This window comes from Streptomyces sp. YIM 130001 (assembly GCF_003574445.1).
Lineage (GTDB): Bacteria > Actinomycetota > Actinomycetes > Streptomycetales > Streptomycetaceae > Streptomyces.
Genome location: NZ_KZ984564.1, coordinates 22897 through 40977, shown reverse-complemented (window position 1 = coordinate 40977; position 18081 = coordinate 22897). Strand labels below are relative to the sequence as shown.

At 69.9% G+C, this 18081-nt stretch carries 11 protein-coding genes and 1 riboswitch; of the genes, 4 read left to right on the top strand and 7 right to left on the bottom strand.

The features are described 5' to 3' along the window. Window positions 1-20 precede the first annotated feature (20 nt). The 6 genes from DSC45_RS26900 to hisC all read right to left on the bottom strand — a co-directional run bounded on the left by DSC45_RS26900 (window position 21) and on the right by hisC (window position 10683). Window positions 21-1052 carry a M23 family metallopeptidase gene (locus DSC45_RS26900; protein WP_119294561.1) on the bottom strand — a complete coding sequence of 344 codons (1032 nt, stop codon included), beginning with the start codon at window positions 1050-1052 and terminating at the stop codon, window positions 21-23. A 210-nt stretch (window positions 1053-1262) separates the two neighbouring features. Continuing rightward, entirely contained in the window at window positions 1263-3050 is a 1788-nt protein-coding gene (locus DSC45_RS26895) for a GAF domain-containing sensor histidine kinase (RefSeq protein ID WP_119294560.1), read from the bottom strand. 94 nt (window positions 3051-3144) lie between these two features. Then, the gene (gene cydD / locus DSC45_RS26890) at window positions 3145-6666 is read right to left on the bottom strand and encodes a thiol reductant ABC exporter subunit CydD (RefSeq protein WP_119294559.1); all 3522 of its coding nucleotides are present in this window, start codon (window positions 6664-6666) and stop codon (window positions 3145-3147) included. A 94-nt stretch (window positions 6667-6760) separates the two neighbouring features. After that, window positions 6761-7762 carry a cytochrome d ubiquinol oxidase subunit II gene (gene cydB / locus DSC45_RS26885; protein ID WP_119294558.1) on the bottom strand — a complete coding sequence of 334 codons (1002 nt, stop codon included), beginning with the start codon at window positions 7760-7762 and terminating at the stop codon, window positions 6761-6763. A 21-nt stretch (window positions 7763-7783) separates the two neighbouring features. Further along, a complete protein-coding gene (locus DSC45_RS26880) occupies window positions 7784-9292 on the bottom strand; it encodes a cytochrome ubiquinol oxidase subunit I (protein ID WP_119294557.1) in 1509 nt (502 codons plus the stop codon). A gap of 311 nt (window positions 9293-9603) precedes the next feature. Then, window positions 9604-10683, bottom strand: coding sequence for a histidinol-phosphate transaminase (gene hisC, locus DSC45_RS26875; RefSeq protein ID WP_119294556.1), 1080 nt, complete (start codon window positions 10681-10683; stop codon window positions 9604-9606). Window positions 10684-11046: 363 nt separating this feature from the next. Here hisC and DSC45_RS26870 point away from each other — a divergent pair, with 363 nt between their 5' ends. The 3 genes from DSC45_RS26870 to DSC45_RS26860 all read left to right on the top strand — a co-directional run bounded on the left by DSC45_RS26870 (window position 11047) and on the right by DSC45_RS26860 (window position 14549). Continuing rightward, window positions 11047-12156: a LacI family DNA-binding transcriptional regulator gene (locus DSC45_RS26870; RefSeq protein WP_119294555.1), complete on the top strand. Its 1110-nt coding sequence runs from the start codon at window positions 11047-11049 to the stop codon at window positions 12154-12156. A gap of 315 nt (window positions 12157-12471) precedes the next feature. Then, window positions 12472-13521 carry a metallophosphoesterase gene (locus tag DSC45_RS26865; RefSeq protein ID WP_119294554.1) on the top strand — a complete coding sequence of 350 codons (1050 nt, stop codon included), beginning with the start codon at window positions 12472-12474 and terminating at the stop codon, window positions 13519-13521. 182 nt (window positions 13522-13703) lie between these two features. Then, window positions 13704-14549 (top strand): hypothetical protein, encoded by an 846-nt coding sequence (locus tag DSC45_RS26860; protein ID WP_119294553.1) that lies wholly within the window; start codon window positions 13704-13706, stop codon window positions 14547-14549. Between the two features lie 109 nt (window positions 14550-14658). Here the strand turns inward: DSC45_RS26860 and thiC are convergent, their stop codons facing one another. Beyond that, window positions 14659-16461 (bottom strand): phosphomethylpyrimidine synthase ThiC, encoded by a 1803-nt coding sequence (gene thiC / locus DSC45_RS26855; protein ID WP_119294552.1) that lies wholly within the window; start codon window positions 16459-16461, stop codon window positions 14659-14661. Then, a riboswitch (TPP riboswitch) is annotated at window positions 16454-16612 on the bottom strand. It overlaps the preceding gene by 8 nt. 80 nt (window positions 16613-16692) lie before the next feature. On the opposite strand from thiC, the gene DSC45_RS26850 reads away from it, so the two are divergent. Continuing rightward, complete coding sequence (locus DSC45_RS26850) at window positions 16693-18051, top strand: YibE/F family protein (protein WP_205571446.1); 1359 nt, start codon at window positions 16693-16695, stop codon at window positions 18049-18051. Window positions 18052-18081: the final 30 nt, after the last annotated feature.

Genomic DNA, 18081 nt, shown 5'->3' with positions numbered 1-18081 from the left:
CCGCGGAGCACAGCGGCCCCTCACAGCTTCACGCCGTGTTCCTCCAGCCAGCGCCGCGGATCCACCCCGGATCCGAGCTGCGGGGTGAGGCGTACCTCGAAGTGCAGATGGGGCCCGGTGGAATTGCCCGTCGTGCCCGACTGTCCGACCCATTGCCCCGGCTGCACCCGCTCGCCCTGGTCGACGGTGACCGCGGCGAGGTGCGCGTACTGCGAGTAGTAGCCGCCGTCGTGCCGTACGACGACCTCCATCCCGAACGACCCACCGCAGGAGACCCGTTCGATCCGCCCCGCGCCGATCGAGCGCACGGGTGTGCCGATGTCCACGGCGAAGTCCTGCCCGGTGTGCCGGCTCGACCAGCGTTCACCGGACCCGCCGAAGCCGGCCGACAGCTGGTACGTGCGGACCGGTTTCACCCAGTCCTTCCCGGTCGGCAACGCGGGCTGGTCGAGACGCACGGCGCCCCGGCACTGTCCGGCGGTGACCTGGCCGTCGGCGTCGCCCTGCAGCTTCCACTGGGCGTCCTCCAGTTTGCGTTCGATGCCGGTCCTGAGGCTCGCCAGCTGGGATTGGCGCCGGTCGAACGCCTGCCACGCGGAACGTGCCGTTCGCTCGTCCCGCTCGAGCCGGTCCGTGGCGCGCCGGGTCTTGCTGATGGCGTTGTCGACGGCCAGATCCGCCTGCCATGCGGCGCGCTGACCGCGCATCAGCTGGTCCGGGTCGTCCGCCATGAGCAGTTGGGCGGTGTAGGGGATGCCGCCTCCGGTGCGGTACTGGGATCGGGCGATGCGGCCCAAGTCGGCGTGCAGCAGGGCGAGTTCGCTGCGTTGCCGGGTCAGTAGTCCCTCGAGGCGGCCGGCTCGGGTGCGTTCTCTGGCTGCTGCCTTCTTGCCGTCTTCGTACTTCTGCGTCGCGGCCGCCGCTTCCTCGTACAGGCGGGCCACTTCGCCGCTCGCGCTCGGGCCGTCCGATGCCCGGGCGGGCGGGGCGAGCAGCGCGAGCAACACACAGAGCACCGGCGCGAGGACGGCATGACAGTGTGGAAGGCGCATTTACGGATCGTCACCCGGTGTGCCGCCCGGCGCGCGTACGAGGGGTACGTCAGGGTCATGGGTGACCCGTACGGCGCACCGGCGCTGAGCCGAACAGGGTCGCGGCACCGGCCGCTGTTCACGGTCGCGGTCGGTGGCGCTTCCGGCCGGTCACCGTGGCCGTCACCGTCACCGTCACCGGCCTCACTGTCCCTGCGGGTCGCCGCTCGATCAGTACGGTGCCTGCCACGTCACCGTCGCTCCGGATCCGTCGAGGCCGGGGCCGTGGCCGCTGTCGCCGCCCAGTGCCTCGGCCCGGCGTTTGAGGTTTTTCAGGCCGCTGCGTCTGCCGCCTTCGGGGATGCCTACGCCGTCGTCGGCGACGGTCAGGCGTACGCCCTTGCGTTCCCCGGGAAGGATCGCCTCCGCGTCGACGCTGACCTCGATGCGGGAGGCGCCCGCGTGCCGGAAGGCGTTGGAGAGGGTCTCGCGGAGCGCGGCGATCAGGTTCTTCCCGGTCAGTTCGTCCACCAGGGTGTCGACGGCGCCGACGAAGTGGCAGGCGGGTTTGAAGCCGAGCGGGACGGCGGCCATGTTGATCTCCCTGAGGACCCGGGTGCGTAGGCCTGAGGGCTGTTCGTCCGGATCCTGCTGGAGGGCGAAGATCGCGGTGCGGATCTCCTGGATGGTCACGTCGAGTTCGTCGACGACGCGGCCGATGCCGGTCTGCACCTCGGGGACGACGGACTGGCGTTGTGCGCTCTCCAGCATCATGCCGGTGGCGAAGAGCCGTTGGATGACGAGGTCGTGCAGGTCGCGGGCGATGCGGTCGCGGTCCTTGTAGACGGCGAGGCGTTCCCGGTCGCGTTGCGCCTCGGCCATCATCAGGGCCAGGGCGGCCTGTGAGGCGAACTGGGTGGCCAGCGTCTTCTCGTCGCGGGTGAAGGGTCTTCCGCCGCACAGGCGGGGGGTGGCGAGGGCTCCGAGTACACGTCCTCCGCTCTGCAGCGGCAGGAGCATGCTGGGCCCGTAGGGCCTTGCCAGGGCCGTGATCATCTGCGGGTCGGCGCTCGCGTCGTCCACGAACACCGGTTCACCGGCGAGTACTTGGTCGACGGCAGGTGATTCCGGAGGTACCACGACACCGAGCAGCTCTCGGGTGCTGCCGGCCACCGCGGCGATCTCGAGGCCGCCGTGCGGGGCCGGCCTCAGCACGATGCCGGCTTCCGCGTCGGCGAGGCGGCGGGCCTGCTCGGCTACGACGACCAGCGCTTCCTCGGCGTCGGCGCCGGACAGGAGGGTCGTGGTGACGGCCACGGAGCCGTCGATCCAGCGCTCTCGTTGGCGGGTGGATTCGTAGAGGCGGGCGTTGCCGATCTGGATGCCGGCCTCGGTGGCCAGCACCTCGACCATGTGCAGGTCGTACGCGCTGAAGGCGGCGCCGTCGGCCTTCTCGGTGAGGTAGAGGTTGCCGAAGATCTCGTCGCCGACGCGGATGGGTACGCCGAGGAAGGTGCTCATGGGGGGATGGTTCGGGGGGAAGCCGACGGAGCGGGGGTCGCGCGCGAGGTCGTCGAGGCGCAGGGGGACGGGGTCGTCGATGAGGGCGCCGAGGATGCCGCTGCGGCCGTCGGGGAGTCTGCCGATCAGTTCGCGCTGGTCGGGTGGGATTCCGTGGGTGACGAAGTCGGCGAGGCCGTCGTGTTGTTCGTTGAGGACTCCGATCGCCGCGTAGCGGGCGCCGGTGAGGCCTGCGGCGGTTTCCGCGATGCGGTGGAGTGTGGTGTGGAGATGTAGTCCGCTGCCGGTGGAGACCATGGCCTCGAGGAGTTGCGGCAGTCGGGCGGCGAGGTCGCCGGGCAGGCCTCGCAGGCTGCGGGCTGCTTGCTCGGCCGCGCCGGACGGGTCGGCCGTGCGGGAGACGTCGGCTGCGCGCGAGACGTCGGCCGTGCCGGAGGCGTCGCGGGTCGGGGCCGCGTCCGGGTCGCGGGGGCGGGGTGCGTCGGGCACGTCGGGCATACCGTCGACCCTAATAAGTCCCATTTGGTGAAGAAAGTCGGATTCTTTACGGTCCTGCCCCTCCCGCACCGGCTTCCCGTGCGCCGGAGCCCTCTCACACCGGCCCGCCCGCGAGCAGCAGCTCGGTCTCACGCTCCCGGTCGCGCATCCGGCGCAGCGGCCCGTCGGCCTCCACCAGTTCCCGGTACGGGCCACGCTGCACGAGGGTGCCGTGATCGAGCACGAGGACCTCGTCCACCGCCTCGAGACCGGCCAGCCGGTGCGTGATCAGCAGCGTGGTCCGTCCCTCGGTGGCCGCGAGGAGATCCGCGGTGAGGGCGTCGGCGGTGGGCAGGTCGAGGTGTTCGGCCGGCTCGTCGAGTACCAGGACAGGGAAGTCCGCGAGCAGCGCACGGGCCAGTGCGAGCCGCTGCCGCTGGCCACCGGAGAGCCGGGCGCCGTGCTCGCCCACCGGGGTGTCGATCCCGTCCGGCAGCGAGTCGACCCAGTCGAGGAGCCGGGCGCGGGCGAGTGCCGTGCGCAGTTCGGTGTCGCTCGCCCCGGTCCTGGCGAGGCGCAGGTTCTCGCGTACCGAGCTGTCGAAGACGTGGGCGTCCTGGGCGCAGAGCCCGACCATGCGGCGTACGTCGTCGCCGTCCAGCGCGGAGGCCTGTACTCCGCCGAGCGTGTACCGACCGTCCTCGCTGTCGAGGAAGCGGAGCAGCACCTGTGCGAGCGTCGTCTTGCCCGAACCGCTCGGCCCGACGACGGCCACGCGCCTGCCCTCGGTGAGCGTCAGGTCGATTCCGTGGAGCGCAGCGCGTTCCTGGCCGGTGTGCCGTGCGGCGAGGCCGCGTACCTCCAGGGGGAACGGCCCGGCGCTGTCGGTGGCCGTCTCGGGTTCGCGGACGGGTTCGGCCGCGTCCAGGACCTCGTGGACACGCTCGGCGCTCCGGCGTACGCGCTGGCGGTACTGGACCGCGAGCGGCAGCCCGGTGACGGCCTCGAACGCGGCGAGCGGTGTCAGCACCACCACGGCGAGGGCGACGCCGTCGAGCCGGCCGTCGCGCAGCGCCGCGACTCCGGCCAGTGCGGCGGCGGCCACGGTGAGGCCGCAGGTGAGGGCGGAGAGTCCGGTACCGAGGGCGGTGGCGGCGGCGCCGCGTGCGGCGATGGTGGTGAGCTCACGGTCGGCGTCGGCGACCTGTGCGGATCGTCGGCCGATCGCGCCGGCCACCGTGAGTTCGGCTGTCCCGGTGAGCAAGTCGGCGACGTGGGTGGCGAGTTCGCCGCGCGCCGGGGCGAGTCGGCGTTCGGCTCGCCGGGCGAGCGCGCCACTGAGCAGGGGTACGCCGACTCCGGCGAGCAGCAGGCCCACGGCGAGGATCGCGCCTGCTTCGGGCAGGAGCCAGGCGGTGAATCCGGCGGATCCGGCGGCGACGAGTACGGCGGCGCCGACGGGCAGCAGCCAGCGCAGCCAGTAGTCCTGCAGCGCGTCGACGTCGCCCACCAGGCGGGCGAGGAGGTCCCCGCGCCGGGTGCGGCCGAGGCCGGCGGGTGCGAGCCGTTCGAGGCGCCGGTAGACCGCGACGCGGGTGTCGGCGAGCATGCGCAGAACGGCGTCGTGGGTGACGACGCGCTCCGCGTAGCGAAAGACGGAGCGGCCGATACCGAAGGCACGGGTCGCGGTGACGGCGACCATCAGGTAGAGCACGGGCGGTTGTTGTGAGGCGCGCGAGATGAGCCAGCCCGAGGTGGCCATGAGGCCGACCGCGCTGCCGAGCGCCAGGCTGCCCAGCAGCAGTCCGAGCAGCAGTCGCCCGCGGCGCTCTCCGGCCATGGCACGCACCCGGGCGAGTGCGCCCTGCCGCGACGCCGCCCGCTCGTGCCGCAGGTCCTCGCCGGCCGCCTCCGCCACGGCAAGGCCGGGCTCACGCACGCGGGCCGTGGCTTCGCCGGCGCCGAGCCCCTGCGATCCGTCCGTCTGCCCGGGAAGCGTCGCCCGGGCGGGCTCCTCGATCCGTACGACCCGGTCGGCGACGGCGAGCAGGGCCGGACGGTGTACGACGAGGAGCACGGTGCGGCCGGCGGCGAGGCGCCGTACGGTCGCCGTGATCTCGGCCTCGGTGGCTCCGTCGAGCCCTGCGGTGGGTTCGTCGAGCAGGAGGACGGGGCGGTCGGCCAGGAACGCCCGTGCCAGCGCGAGACGTTGGCGCTGCCCGGCCGAGAGGCCGACGCCGCCTTCGCCCAGCGCCGTGTCGGCGCCCCGCGGCAGTGCGTCCACGAAATCGAGCGCGCCGGCGTCCCGCAGCGCCGTGCGGACGGCGTCGTCGGTTGCGTCGGGGCGTGCGAGCCGTACGTTCTCGGCGATGGTTCCGGCGTACACGTGCGGCAGTTGAGGCACCCAGGCGATCCGTTCGCGCCAGTCGGCCAGGGACAGTTCGGCGAGGTCGGTGCCGCCGATCCGCATCCGTCCTTCGTCGGGGGTCACGAATCCGAGTACGACGTTCAGCAGCGTCGATTTGCCGGCGCCGCTGGGGCCTACGAGGGCGACCGTCTCCCCCGGGGCGACGGTGAGCGACGCCCCGGAGACGGCGGCGGTCCGGCGTCCCGGATAGCGGACGGTCACGTCCTCCAGGCTCAACCCGCCCTCGGGGACGGCTCCTCGGCCGTCGGCCGGCACGGGCGTCTCGAGTACGTCGAAGATCTCCTCGGCCGCGGCGAGCCCTTCGGCGGCGGCGTGGTACTGCGCACCGACCTGCCGGATCGGCAGATACGCCTCGGGGGCGAGGACGAGCACCAGGAGGCCGATGTAGAGGTCCATCTCGCCGTGCACGAGGCGCATGCCGATGGTGACCGCGACGAGTGCGACCGACAGCGTGGACAGCAGCTCCAGCGCGAAGGAGGACAGGAAGGCGATCCGCAGGGTGCGCATGGTGGCTCGCCGGTACTCGCCGGTGATCTGTCGGATCGACTCGGCCTGCGCCTTGGCACGGCCGAAGACCTTGAGCGTCGGGAGCCCGGCGACGACGTCGAGGAAGTGTCCGGACAGCCGTGAGAGCAGGCGCCACTGCCGGTCCATGCGGCTCTGGGTGGCCCAGCCGATCAGCACCATGAAGACGGGGATCAACGGCAGCGTTCCGACGATGATCGCCGCGGACACCCAGTCCTCGGTGACGATCCGCGCCAGCACCGCGACGGGCACCACGACCGCCAGCCCCAACTGGGGCAGATAGCGGGCGAAGTAGTCGTCGAGGGCGTCGATCCCGCGGGTGGCGAGCGAGACCAGGGAGCCGGTGCGCTGCCCGCTCAGCCAGCCCGGTCCGAGCGCCGCAGCGCGCTGGACGAGCCGGCTGCGGAGCTCGGACTTGACCGCGGCGCTGGCCCGGTGCGCGGCGAGTTCGGTGAGCCAGCCGACCACGGCTCGGCCCACCGCCACCGCCCCGAGCAGTAGGAGCGGTGTGGTCAGGTCGGCCGTTCCCAGCCCGTGCTCGAAGGCCCCCACCACGATCTCGGCGATGAGCATCGCCTGAGCGATGACGAGTCCGGCCCCGACCAGCCCCAGCACCACCACGGCGACGAGGAAGACGCGGGTGGCCCGGGCGTAGCGCAGCAGGCGAGGATCGATCGGTTTCACGTGAAACAGCCCCCAGACAGCGCCGTTTCACGTGAAACGGCGCTCGGACGACGGCGCTCGGACGACGGCGCGTGGCCGGCAGGGAACGAAAGGATCAGTGTGCGTCGGCGATGTGACGCGTACTGATCCGCTTCCGGAACACCCAGTAGGTCCATCCCTGGTACATCAGCACGACGGGTGTGGCGATGCCCGCGCACCAGGTCATGATCTTCAGGGTGTACGGACTCGACGAGGCGTTGGTGACGGTGAGGTTCCAGGCGTCGTCGAGCGAGGACGGCATGACGTTCGGGAAGAGCGTCAGGAACAGCATGGCGACGGCCGCCGCGATGGTGATCCCGGAGAGCGCGAACGACCAGCCTTCCCGGCCCAGTTTGATCGCGCCGAGCGCCGCGACGAGCGCCACCGCCGCGATCAGCATCGCGACGAGACTCTGCCCGTCCCCGTGGCCGGCCTGCGTCCAGATCAGGAATCCGAGCGCGAGGGCCGCGGTCACCGCTCCGAGTCCGAGCGCCAACTTGCGTGCCCGCACGCGGATTTCGCCATCCGTCTTGAGCGCGGTGAACACCGTGCCGTGGAAGGTGAAGAGGCTCAGCGTGACCAGCCCGCCGAGGAGCGCGTACGGGTTGAGCAGGTCCCAGAAGTTCCCGACGTACTCCATCTCCCGGTCGATCTTGACTCCGCGCACGATGTTGGCGAAGGCCACACCCCACAGGAAGGCCGGACCGACCGAGGTCCAGAAGATCGCGTGCTCCCAGTTGGTCTGCCAGCGCGACTCGTCCCGCTTGTGCCGGTACTCGAAGGCGACGCCGCGCACGATGAGGCAGAGCAGAATCAGCAGCAGCGGCAGATAGAAGCCGGAGAACAGCGTCGCGTACCACTCCGGGAACGCGGCGAAGGTGGCTCCGCCCGCGGTGAGCAGCCAGACTTCGTTGCCGTCCCAGACCGGCCCGATCGTGTTGATCAGGACGCGGCGTTCCTTGCGGTCGCGCGCCAGGAGTTTGGTCAGGACGCCGACCCCGAAGTCGAATCCCTCGAGGAAGAAGTAGCCGATCCACAGAACGGCGATGAGTACGAACCAGACGTCGTGGAGTTCCATACCTCAGCTCTCCTCAGCTACTCAGTACGAGAAGGCCATCGGCCGGTCGGCGTCGCGGTCGTCGCCGCCGATCTTGGTGGGCGGGTTGAGGTCGGACTCGGTGAGTTCCGGCGGTCCGGCCTTGGCGTACTTCGCGATGAGCCGGACCTCGATGAAGGCGAGGACGGCGTACAGCAGGGTGAAGAGGGACATCGAGGTGATGACCTCGCCCTGCGAGACGTTGGGGGAGACGGCGGACTCGGTCTTGAGGACGCCGTAGACGACCCACGGCTGGCGGCCCATCTCGGTGAAGATCCAGCCCCAGGAGTTGGCGATCAGCGGGAAGAGCATCGTCCACAGCAGGAGCAGCCAGTACCACTTCGAGATGCGCGCGCTCAGTGGCTTGTTCCGGAAGAGGACCAGGTGCGGCACCTCGTCCTCACCGACCCGCATCGCCGGCGGCAGCAGGAACCTCTTGCGGGTCAGCCACAGGCCGAGCAGCCCGATGCCGAGGGATGCCATGCCGAAGCCGATCATCCATCGAAATCCCCAGTACGCGACGGGGATGTTGGGCCGGTAGTCGCCGGGGCCGTGCTTCTTCTCGAGGGTCTCCTGGACGTCGTTGATGCCCGGCACGAAGGTGCTGAAGTCGTTGTGGGCGAGGAAGGAGAGCAGGCCGGGGATCTCTATGGCGACCTTGTTGTGCCCCTCGTCGACGTCCCCGTAGGCGAAGATCGAGAACGGTGCGGGCGCCTCGCCGTCCCACAGTGCCTCGGCGGCGGCCATCTTCATCGGCTGCTGCTCGTACATGATCTTGCCGAGGGTGTCGCCGCTGACGGCGGTGAGCAGCCCGCTGACGGCGATGGTGACGAGGCCGAGGCGCAGCGAGGTCTTCATGACCGGTACGTGCTTCTTGCGTGCCAGGTGGTACGCGGCGATACCGGCCATGAACGCACCACCGACGAGGAAGGCGGCGGTCATGGTGTGGAACATCTGGGCGACGGCCGTGTTCTGGGTGAGTACGGCCATGAAGTCGGTGAGTTCGGCCCGGCCGCGTTCGCCGTTGATGCGGTAGCCGACGGGGTGCTGCATCCAGGAGTTGGCCGCGAGGATGAAGTACGCGGAGAGGATGGTCCCGATGGAGACCATCCAGATCGTCGCCAGGTGCAGCTTCTTCGGCAGCCGGTCCCAGCCGAAGATCCACAGGCCGATGAAGGTGGACTCGAAGAAGAACGCGATGAGCGCCTCGAAGGCCAGCGGCGCCCCGAAGATGTCGCCGACGAACCGCGAGTAGTCGGACCAGTTCATGCCGAACTGGAACTCCTGCAGGATGCCGGTGACGACCCCCATCGCGATGTTGATCAGGAAGAGCTTGCCCCAGAACTTGGTGGCCTTGAGGTACTTCTCCTTCTCGGTCCGTACCCATGCGGTCTGCAGGCCCGCCACCAGGGCGGCGAGCGAGATGGTGAGCGGGACGAACAGGAAGTGGTAGACGGTGGTGATTCCGAACTGCCAGCGCGCCAGGGTTTCCGGCGCCAGAGCCAGGTCCACGTCGCAGTCTCCTTAAGTCGCCGTGGTCACAGCGGCAGTTTGCCTGTTTGGTCCCACACATCCTGGGACCGAACAGACACGCTTGTGAACGCGTTCACATTCACAAGCATTATGGAGCACAGCGATTCGAGGCCGGTCGGCGGGGGTCCCCCTTCACTGCCGATCGCCCCGTGAGCAGGCGAAAGCGGGCTCGCCATGACGACGAGCCCGCCCGAATTGTTCGTATATCAGCGCCGGTTGGGATGCGGCGCGGGCCGGCCCGACAGGACCGGCCCGCGCCGACCGAGGACCACTGCCTCGGGACGACCGACTCAGGACTCCTTGAGGAACGCCCCCGCCGCCTGCACGAAGAGGTCGTTCGCCTCGGACTCCCCGATCGTGACCCGCACCCCGTCAACCGCGAACGGCCTGACCACGACTCCGGCCTCCTCACAGGCCGCCGCGAAGTCGAGCGTCCGCTCACCGGTGCGCAGCCACACGAAGTTCGCCTGGGTCTCGGGAACCGTCCACCCCTGGCCGCGCAGCGCATCGACGACCCTCGTCCGCTCGGCCACCAACGCCCCGACCCGGCCGAGGAGTTCGTCCTCGCAGCGCAGACTCGCCACGGCCGCCTCCTGGGCGAGCTGGCTCACCCCGAACGGCACGGCCGTCTTGCGCAGCGCCGCCGCCACGGGCTCGTGCGCGACGGCGAAACCGACCCGTAGCCCCGCGAGGCCGTACGCCTTGGAGAAGGTGCGCAGCACGCAGACGTTCGGCCGGTCACGGTAGAGCTCGATGCCGTCGGGGACGTCGGCGTCCCGGATGAACTCGCGGTACGCCTCGTCGAGCACCACCAGCACATCGCTCGGCACCCGGTCGAGGAAGCGCTCGAGCTCGGCCCGGCGCACCACGGTGCCGGTCGGGTTGTTCGGATTGCAGACGAAGATCAGCCGCGTCCGCTCGGTGATCGCGTCGGCCATCGCGTCCAGGTCGTGCACGTCGTCGGCGTCCAGCGGCACCTGGACCGAGGTCGCGCCGCTGACCTGCGTGACGATCGGGTACGCCTCGAAGGACCGCCAGGCGTAGATCACCTCGTCGCCCACACCGGCCGTGGCCTGCAGCAGCTGCTGGGCGACGCCGACCGAGCCGGTGCCGGTGGCGAGGTGCGAGAGCGGGACGCCGAATCGGTCCGACAGCTCGTTCATCAGCCCCGTACATGCCATGTCGGGGTAGCGGTTGAAGCTGCCCGCCGCGGCGACGGCCCGCTCGAGCACGCCCGGCAGCGGCGGGTACGGGTTCTCGTTGGAGGACAGCTTGTAGGCGACCGGTCCGCCCGCCGCGGCGGGCTTGCCCGGCTTGTACGTCGGGACACCGTCCAGCTCGGCACGCAGCCTCGGGCTCTTCTCGCTCACCGCACGTCCTCCTCGTCACACCCAGGTTCGAATACTGCTCACCCTATGAGGATTCGGGCCCACTGCGAATGCCGCAGCGGGATCGTGACCTCCTGCCGGGCCAGGGGGCGTGACCTGCCGATCCGTGCGCCGGTGGCCCGCGCCGTGGCGCGCGTCACCCGTGCAGGTGAGTTGAGACCTCTTCGAAACATCGCATATTTGGCAGGCTCATGCGTTCCCACGGACGGGAGAGTGGCGCTGGAACGCCCAACTCCCTTACAATTCAAGGGACTTGACCATGAACCACCTTGCAGAAACGTGCCTGTCAACGCCTGCATATGCGCCCCCGCCGAGGCCCCTCATGAGCCCTACTATCGGCTCGCCATGACAGCAGCAGGGAAGCACCAGGTAAGCCGGGCTCAGTCTCGGGGGACCCGGCAAAGTCGAGCGGGCATCCGGGACGTGGCCGCCGCCGCCGGTGTCTCCATCACGACTGTGTCCGACGCACTCAACGGCAAGGGCCGGCTCCCCGACGCCACCCGTCGCCACGTCCGCGAGGTCGCCGAACGGCTGGGCTATCGCCCGTCCGCTGCGGCCCGAACGCTCCGTACCGGCAAGTCCGGCCTGATCGGCCTGACTGTCACCACGTACGGGGATGAACCTTTCACCTTCACCGAGTTCGCGTACTTCGCGGAGATGGCCAGAGCCGCGACCTCGGCCGCGCTCGCCCGCGGCTACGCGCTGGTCATCCTGCCGGCGACCTCCAGACACGACGTCTGGTCGAACGTCGCCCTGGACGGGACGGTCGTCATCGACCCCTCGGACCAGGACCCGGTCGTCAGCGAGCTGATGCGCCAAGGGCTGCCCGTCGTCTCCGACGGCCGCCCCGCAGGCCAACTGCCCGTCACCGCCTGGGTGGACAACGACCACGAGGCCGCCGTCCTCGGCATCCTCGACCACCTCTCCGCCGCCGGCGCCCGCCGGATCGGCCTGCTCACCGGCACCACCACGGACACCTACACACGGCTGTCCACGGACGCGTACCTGCGCTGGTGCCGGCACGTCGACCAGGACCCGGTGTACGAGACCTATCCGGCGCACGACCCCTGCGCCGGGGCCGTCGCCGCCGACCGGCTCCTCGCGCGCCCCGACCGCCCCGACGCGGTCTACGGCCTCTTCGACCCCAACGGCACGGACCTGCTCGCCGCCGCCCGCCGGTACGGACTGCGCGTCCCCGACGACCTGCTGCTGGTCTGCTGCAGCGAGTCGACGGTGTACGCCAACACCGAGCCGCCGATGACGACCCTTTCGCTGAAGCCCCGCCGCATCGGAACCGCCGTCATCCAGCTCCTGATCGACGCGATCGAGGGCATCGACGGCGACCAACCGGTCGAGCAGGTGATACCGACGGAGCTGATCGTGCGGACCTCGTCCCAGCGCCGCCCGCCCCGCACGACCGTCAGCCCACCGCGTACGCCCAACGACAAGACCTAGACGACGGACTGACGACGACCGACTGACTGACGACCGACTGACGACCGACTCGGAGCGGGCGCGGGCGGTCCCGATGTGCCGGAGGGCGACTTCGGGACGCGGCGCCGCGCCACGATCCCGAGATCGAAAACGCGCTCATACCCTCAATTCGGGAGAAAACCACGGTGCACCGCCGGACCCGCTTCGATTCACCACCCCTGGTGCATCACACTCGGCGATCCGCATTCCTATGATGGGCGCACGACACTTCGGGCTGCCGCGACCAGGCGACCCGATCCGGTGACGGAATGCGGTGCGACGGTGGTGGAGGGGTCGATGACTCAGGGGGCCGGTCAGGGACCCGCGGTGCGGACGGACACGGTCCGCGACTTCAGGGTGCCCGCCTATGTACAGCAGACCGGCGAGCCCCCCGCAGAGCCCGCTGCGCCGCCCGCGGAGCCCGAGGGCTACACGCCGACCCAACGCGATCTGCCGGTCATCAACCGGGGCGACACGGTCCAGGTGACGGTTCCCGAGGCTGCCTCGGAGCCGGTCGACGGCGGGTCGCCCGGGCCGCTCTACGTCGTCGGCGACTGCCACGGTTATCTCGACGAGCTGACGGCAGCGCTGCACGAGCAGGGTCTGATCGACACGGACGGCGCCTGGTCGGCCGGCAACGCACGACTGTGGTTCCTCGGCGACTTCACCGACCGCGGCCCTGACGGTATCGGCGTGATCGACCTCGTCATGCGGCTGTCCGCGGAGGCGGCGGCAGCAGGCGGCTACTGCAAGGCGCTGATGGGAAATCACGAGCTGCTGCTGCTCGGCGCGAAGCGGTTCGGCGACACGCCCGTCAACTCCGGTGCGGGCACTGCCACGTTCCAGGCCGCCTGGCTGCTGAACGGCGGTCAGAAATCGGACATGGACCGCCTGCAGGACGTCCATCTGCAGTGGATGTCCCGGCTCGACGCGATGGAGTTGGCGGACGGGCATCTGCTGATGCACTCCGACACCACCGTCTACCTCGACTACGGCGACTCCATCGAGGCCGTCAACGACACCATCCGCGAGGCGCTCACCCGCAAGGACGCGGACGAATGCTGGGAACTGTTCCGGAAGTTCACCAAGCGCTTCGCCTTCCGTGACGAATCCGGCCCGTCCGCGGTGCGCGAGCTGCTCGACGCCTTCGGCGGCACGCGGGTGGTGCACGGCCACAGCCCGATCCCGTACCTGCTCGGCGAGGTGGGGTCCGAGGAGGGCGAGGACTCGGAGGGGCCGAAGGTCGAGGGACCGCACGTCTACGCGGACGGGCTCGCGATCGCGATGGACGGTGGTGTGACCATGGCCGGAAAGCTTCTGGTCCGCCGACTTCCGCTCGAAGACTGATCGTTACCCCGGCAAACGCAGGTCACATATGACCGGGCCGCGCCGGGGGCCAATTTCCGGAAACCCCCTGTCACCGCGTGCCGTAACCGCTCTACCATCGGCTTATCCGTAGCAGGCTCTCCTCCGTTTCCGCCCGACCGCCCGCCACCGCGCGGGCTCAGGGCCCTACGGAGCATCGGGGGATGCACATGAACAGCGCTCCGCACCTGCTGAACGAGGACCGCCAGGATTACGAGCGGATCCTCGATGAGGCGCTGCGTTCCGCCCAGCACAACCCGGATCTGGCCGACGTCGGTGACCGCCTGACCGTCGAGCAGTTGCGCACCATGGCCTTGAACGCCACGGCGCTCATCACGGCGGCCGCCGCTGCCGAGTACCAGCACTTCGTTCAGTTGCGCGGCGAGCTGCGCCGACCGAGCGCTCGGATGCGTACCGAGCCCGCTTCCCGGACGGGCCCGGGCGCGGTGGGCCTCGCGACCGGCTTGGGCGGGGTGACGGAGACCGCCGGTGCCGGCCTGGTCGCCGTACTCGCCGTGCTCGCGCCGGTGTTGGCCGGTACGGCAGCAGCCATCTTCCTGATCATCGGGTACGTGCTGAAGATGCTCAGCCCTGAGCCGACGGTCGCCGACGCGCTGCTGACGACCGGCTGGGTGTTCGCCGCGCTCACGGCCGCGGGGATCCTCGTCGCCGCGGTGGGGCTGCTGCTCACCGCGCTGCGTAACGCGCCGACGTCGCTGCGCGCGGATGCGACCGCCGAGCGGGACGCGGCGGTCGACCGGGCCAGAGAGGCCTGGCACCAGGCACTGCTCGAACGCGGGGTGCTGCCGTTCCTGCGCGAGGCGCTGACCAGTTCCTCGGGCCCGGACGGCGATACGGGCAGCGAGGTCGCCCGGATGCCTCAACTCGGCTACCACCGGCCCGGGTTCAGCAGCCCGGACGGCGGACCCGATGCGGGCCCGCCGCCGAGCTATTCGAGCCCGGATTTCACCAGTCCGGACTTCGGCGGGCCCGACCACCAGCCCGAGTAGCGTCCCGGTTCACCGCACTCCGCCGTACTTCACCGTGTTTCACGTGAAACACGGTGAAGTACGACAGCCTGCTGAGGAGAACCGTCCGTGCGGCAGGCCCAGGTGTGCGTCAGTCCGCGAGCGGCAGGTACACGCGGTGGCCCGCCTCCGCGAACTCCTTGGACTTCTTCAGCATGCCGTCGGCGATCTCCTCGTCGGACGCCGTGCCGTCGACGTCCCGGCCGCCGAACTGCTCGTTGATGCTGTGGCTGATCTTCATCGAGCAGAACTTCGGGCCGCACATCGAGCAGAAGTGCGCCGTCTTCGCCGGTTCCGCGGGGAGGGTCTCGTCGTGGAACTCCCGCGCGGTGTCCGGGTCGAGAGCCAGATTGAACTGGTCCTCCCAGCGGAACTCGAACCGTGCGTCGGACAGTGCGTCGTCCCAGTCCTGCGCCCCCGGATGCCCCTTGGCCAGATCCGCCGCATGGGCCGCGATCTTGTACGTGATGACGCCGGTCTTCACGTCGTCGCGGTTCGGCAGGCCGAGGTGCTCCTTGGGCGTGACGTAGCAGAGCATCGCGGTGCCCCACCAGCCGATCATCGCCGCCCCGATCCCCGAGGTGATGTGGTCGTAGGCCGGAGCGATGTCCGTGGTCAGCGGGCCGAGAGTGTAGAAGGGCGCCTCTTCGCAGATCTCCTGCTGGAGGTCGATGTTCTCCTTGATCTTGTGCATGGGCACATGGCCGGGGCCCTCGATCATCGTCTGTACGTCATGGCGCTTGGCGATCCGGTTCAGCTCACCGAGCGTCTCCAGTTCGGCGAACTGCGCACGGTCGTTGGCGTCCGCGATCGAGCCGGGGCGCAGTCCGTCGCCGAGCGAGTACGTGACGTCGTAGGACGCGAGGATCTCGCAGAGTTCCTCGAAGTTCTCGTAGAGGAAGCTCTCCTTGTGGTGGGCCAGACACCAGGCGGCCATGATGGATCCGCCGCGCGAGACGATGCCGGTCTTGCGGTTCGCCGTCAGCGGGACGAACGGCAGCCGCACGCCGGCGTGGACGGTCATGTAGTCGACGCCCTGCTCGGCCTGTTCGATCACGGTGTCCCGGTAGACCTCCCAGGTCAGTTCCTCGGCCCGGCCGTCGACCTTCTCCAGTGCCTGGTAGAGCGGCACGGTGCCGATCGGGACCGGGGAGTTGCGCAGGACCCATTCGCGCGTGGTGTGGATGTTGCGGCCGGTGGAGAGGTCCATCACGGTGTCCGCGCCCCAGCGCGTGGCCCAGGTCATCTTGTCCACCTCCTCCTCGATGGAGGAAGTGACCGCGGAATTACCGATGTTGGCGTTCACCTTCACCAGGAACCGCTTGCCGATGATCATCGGCTCGATCTCGGGGTGGTTGACGTTGGCCGGGATGACCGCGCGTCCGGCCGCGACCTCGTCGCGGACCACGGCCGGATCCAGGTTCTCCCGGATGCCGATGAACTCCATCTCCGGTGTGATCTCGCCCCTGCGCGCGTACGCCAGTTGCGTCACCGCCCGCCCGTCGCGGCCACGGCGTGGCTGCCGGGGCCTGCCGGGGAAGACGGCGTCGAGGTTCCCGAGGCCGCCGCGCGGTGAGGTGTGCTTGATTCCGTCGTCCTCGGGCCGGACGGGACGGCCGGAGTACTCCGCCGTGTCACCGCGCCCGATGATCCAGTTCTCCCGCAGCGGCGCGAGTCCGCGCCGGACGTCGGTTCGAGTCCCGGGGTCGGTGTACGGCCCCGAAGTGTCGTACAGGGTGACGGCATGGCCGTTGGTGAGGTGCACCTGGCGGACCGGCACACGCAGATCGGGGCGCGAGCCCTCGATGTACGCCTTGTGCCAGCCGATGGACGGTCCGGCCTCCGCGCCGCTGTCGCTCCCGGAGGCAGACGTGCTGATGTCCGATGTGGTCATGAGACCTACTCCCTACGCCGGCATTACCCGGTAACAGGTTCGGCGGTCGACGCAGCGGTTCTCCGTGTCCGTGGATCCGGCATCGGCCGGTCCGCCGTACGAAGTTCAGCGCCCTCTCAGCCCGGTGCTCCGAGCTCCCGCGTGTACAAACGTGCCTCCACGCTAGCGTCATCACGGCCGCGATGAACAGAGGGCCCCCGACGCTCTTGCGATGATCGACAGGTGACCACGATGCAGCAGCCGCCCGAGCCCCCCGGTCCTCCGCCCGCCCCAGGCCACGGCCACAGCCACAGCCACGGCCCGGCCGCGCCGGTGTCCCGGCACCTGCGCAAGGTGATCGCCGCCGTGCTGATCCCGTTCGCGGTGGCGGTCGTGGTCGGGCTCGCCGTGCTCTGGCCCGGTGGCACGCCCGGCCATGAACGCAGTGGTGTCGGCTTCGACCGGCAGACCGAATCGGCCACGGTCGAACGCGTCGACACCGTCGACTGCAAGGACGTCAACGCCTCCCAGCCACCGCCCACCGGCGACACCTCGACACCGGAGGGCTCGTCCGCCGAGCAGCGTGCCAAGGGCACCTGCGGGAAGGCGACGATCAAGGTGACCAGCGGCGAGAACAAGGGCCGCACCTTCGAGGAGGTCATCCAGCCCGACACCTCGCGGAAGCTGGAGAAGGGCCAGGAGGTCGTGGTGGCCTACGCCCCCGACGCGCCGAAGGAACTGCAGTACTCGGTGACCGATGTGAACCGGCGGCTCCCCCTGGCCCTGCTTGCCGGCATCTTCGCGCTCGCCGTGGTGGTAGTCGGCCGGCTGCGCGGGCTGATGGCCCTCGTGGCGCTGGTGGTGAGCTTCGCGCTGCTCACGCTGTTCATCCTGCCGGCGATCCTGCAGGGTTCGAATCCGCTGGTGGTCGCGGTGGTCGGGGCCAGCGCCATCATGCTCATCGCGCTCTATATGTGTCATGGCATCACCGCGCGAACATCGGTCGCGGTGCTGGGCACCCTGATCTCGTTGCTGTTGATCGGCGTGCTCGGTTCCGTCTTCATCGGCTGGGCGTCACTGACCGGCAACACCGACGACAACACCGGACTGATTCACGGGCTTTATCCCGATATCGACATGAGCGGCCTGTTGCTGGCCGGCGTCATCATCGGCTCGTTGGGTGTACTCGACGATGTGACCGTGACGCAGACCTCGGCGGTCTGGGAGCTGCACCAGGCCGATCCGACGATGAGCCGGCGCCAGCTGTACAGCGCGGGCATCCGGATCGGCCGTGACCACATCGCCTCCGTGGTCAACACCTTGGTGCTCGCGTACGCCGGTGCGGCACTGCCGTTGCTCCTGCTGTTCTCCATCGCCCAGTCGGGCGTCGGCACCGTGGCGAACAGTGAGTTGGTCGCGGAGGAGATCGTGCGCACGCTGATCGGGTCGATCGGACTGGTCGCCTCGGTGCCGCTCACGACGGCCCTCGCGGCCCTCATGGTGTCCGCCGACCGTCCGGGCGCCGAGGCGGACACGGCCGGGCCGTCAGGCGCTCAGACGCCGCCGAGGCGCTCTGGCCGGGGCGGCGGGGGCAGGCGCCGCAAGCGCTGAAGCGTTACGGCATGATCGCGGAGGCGCGGA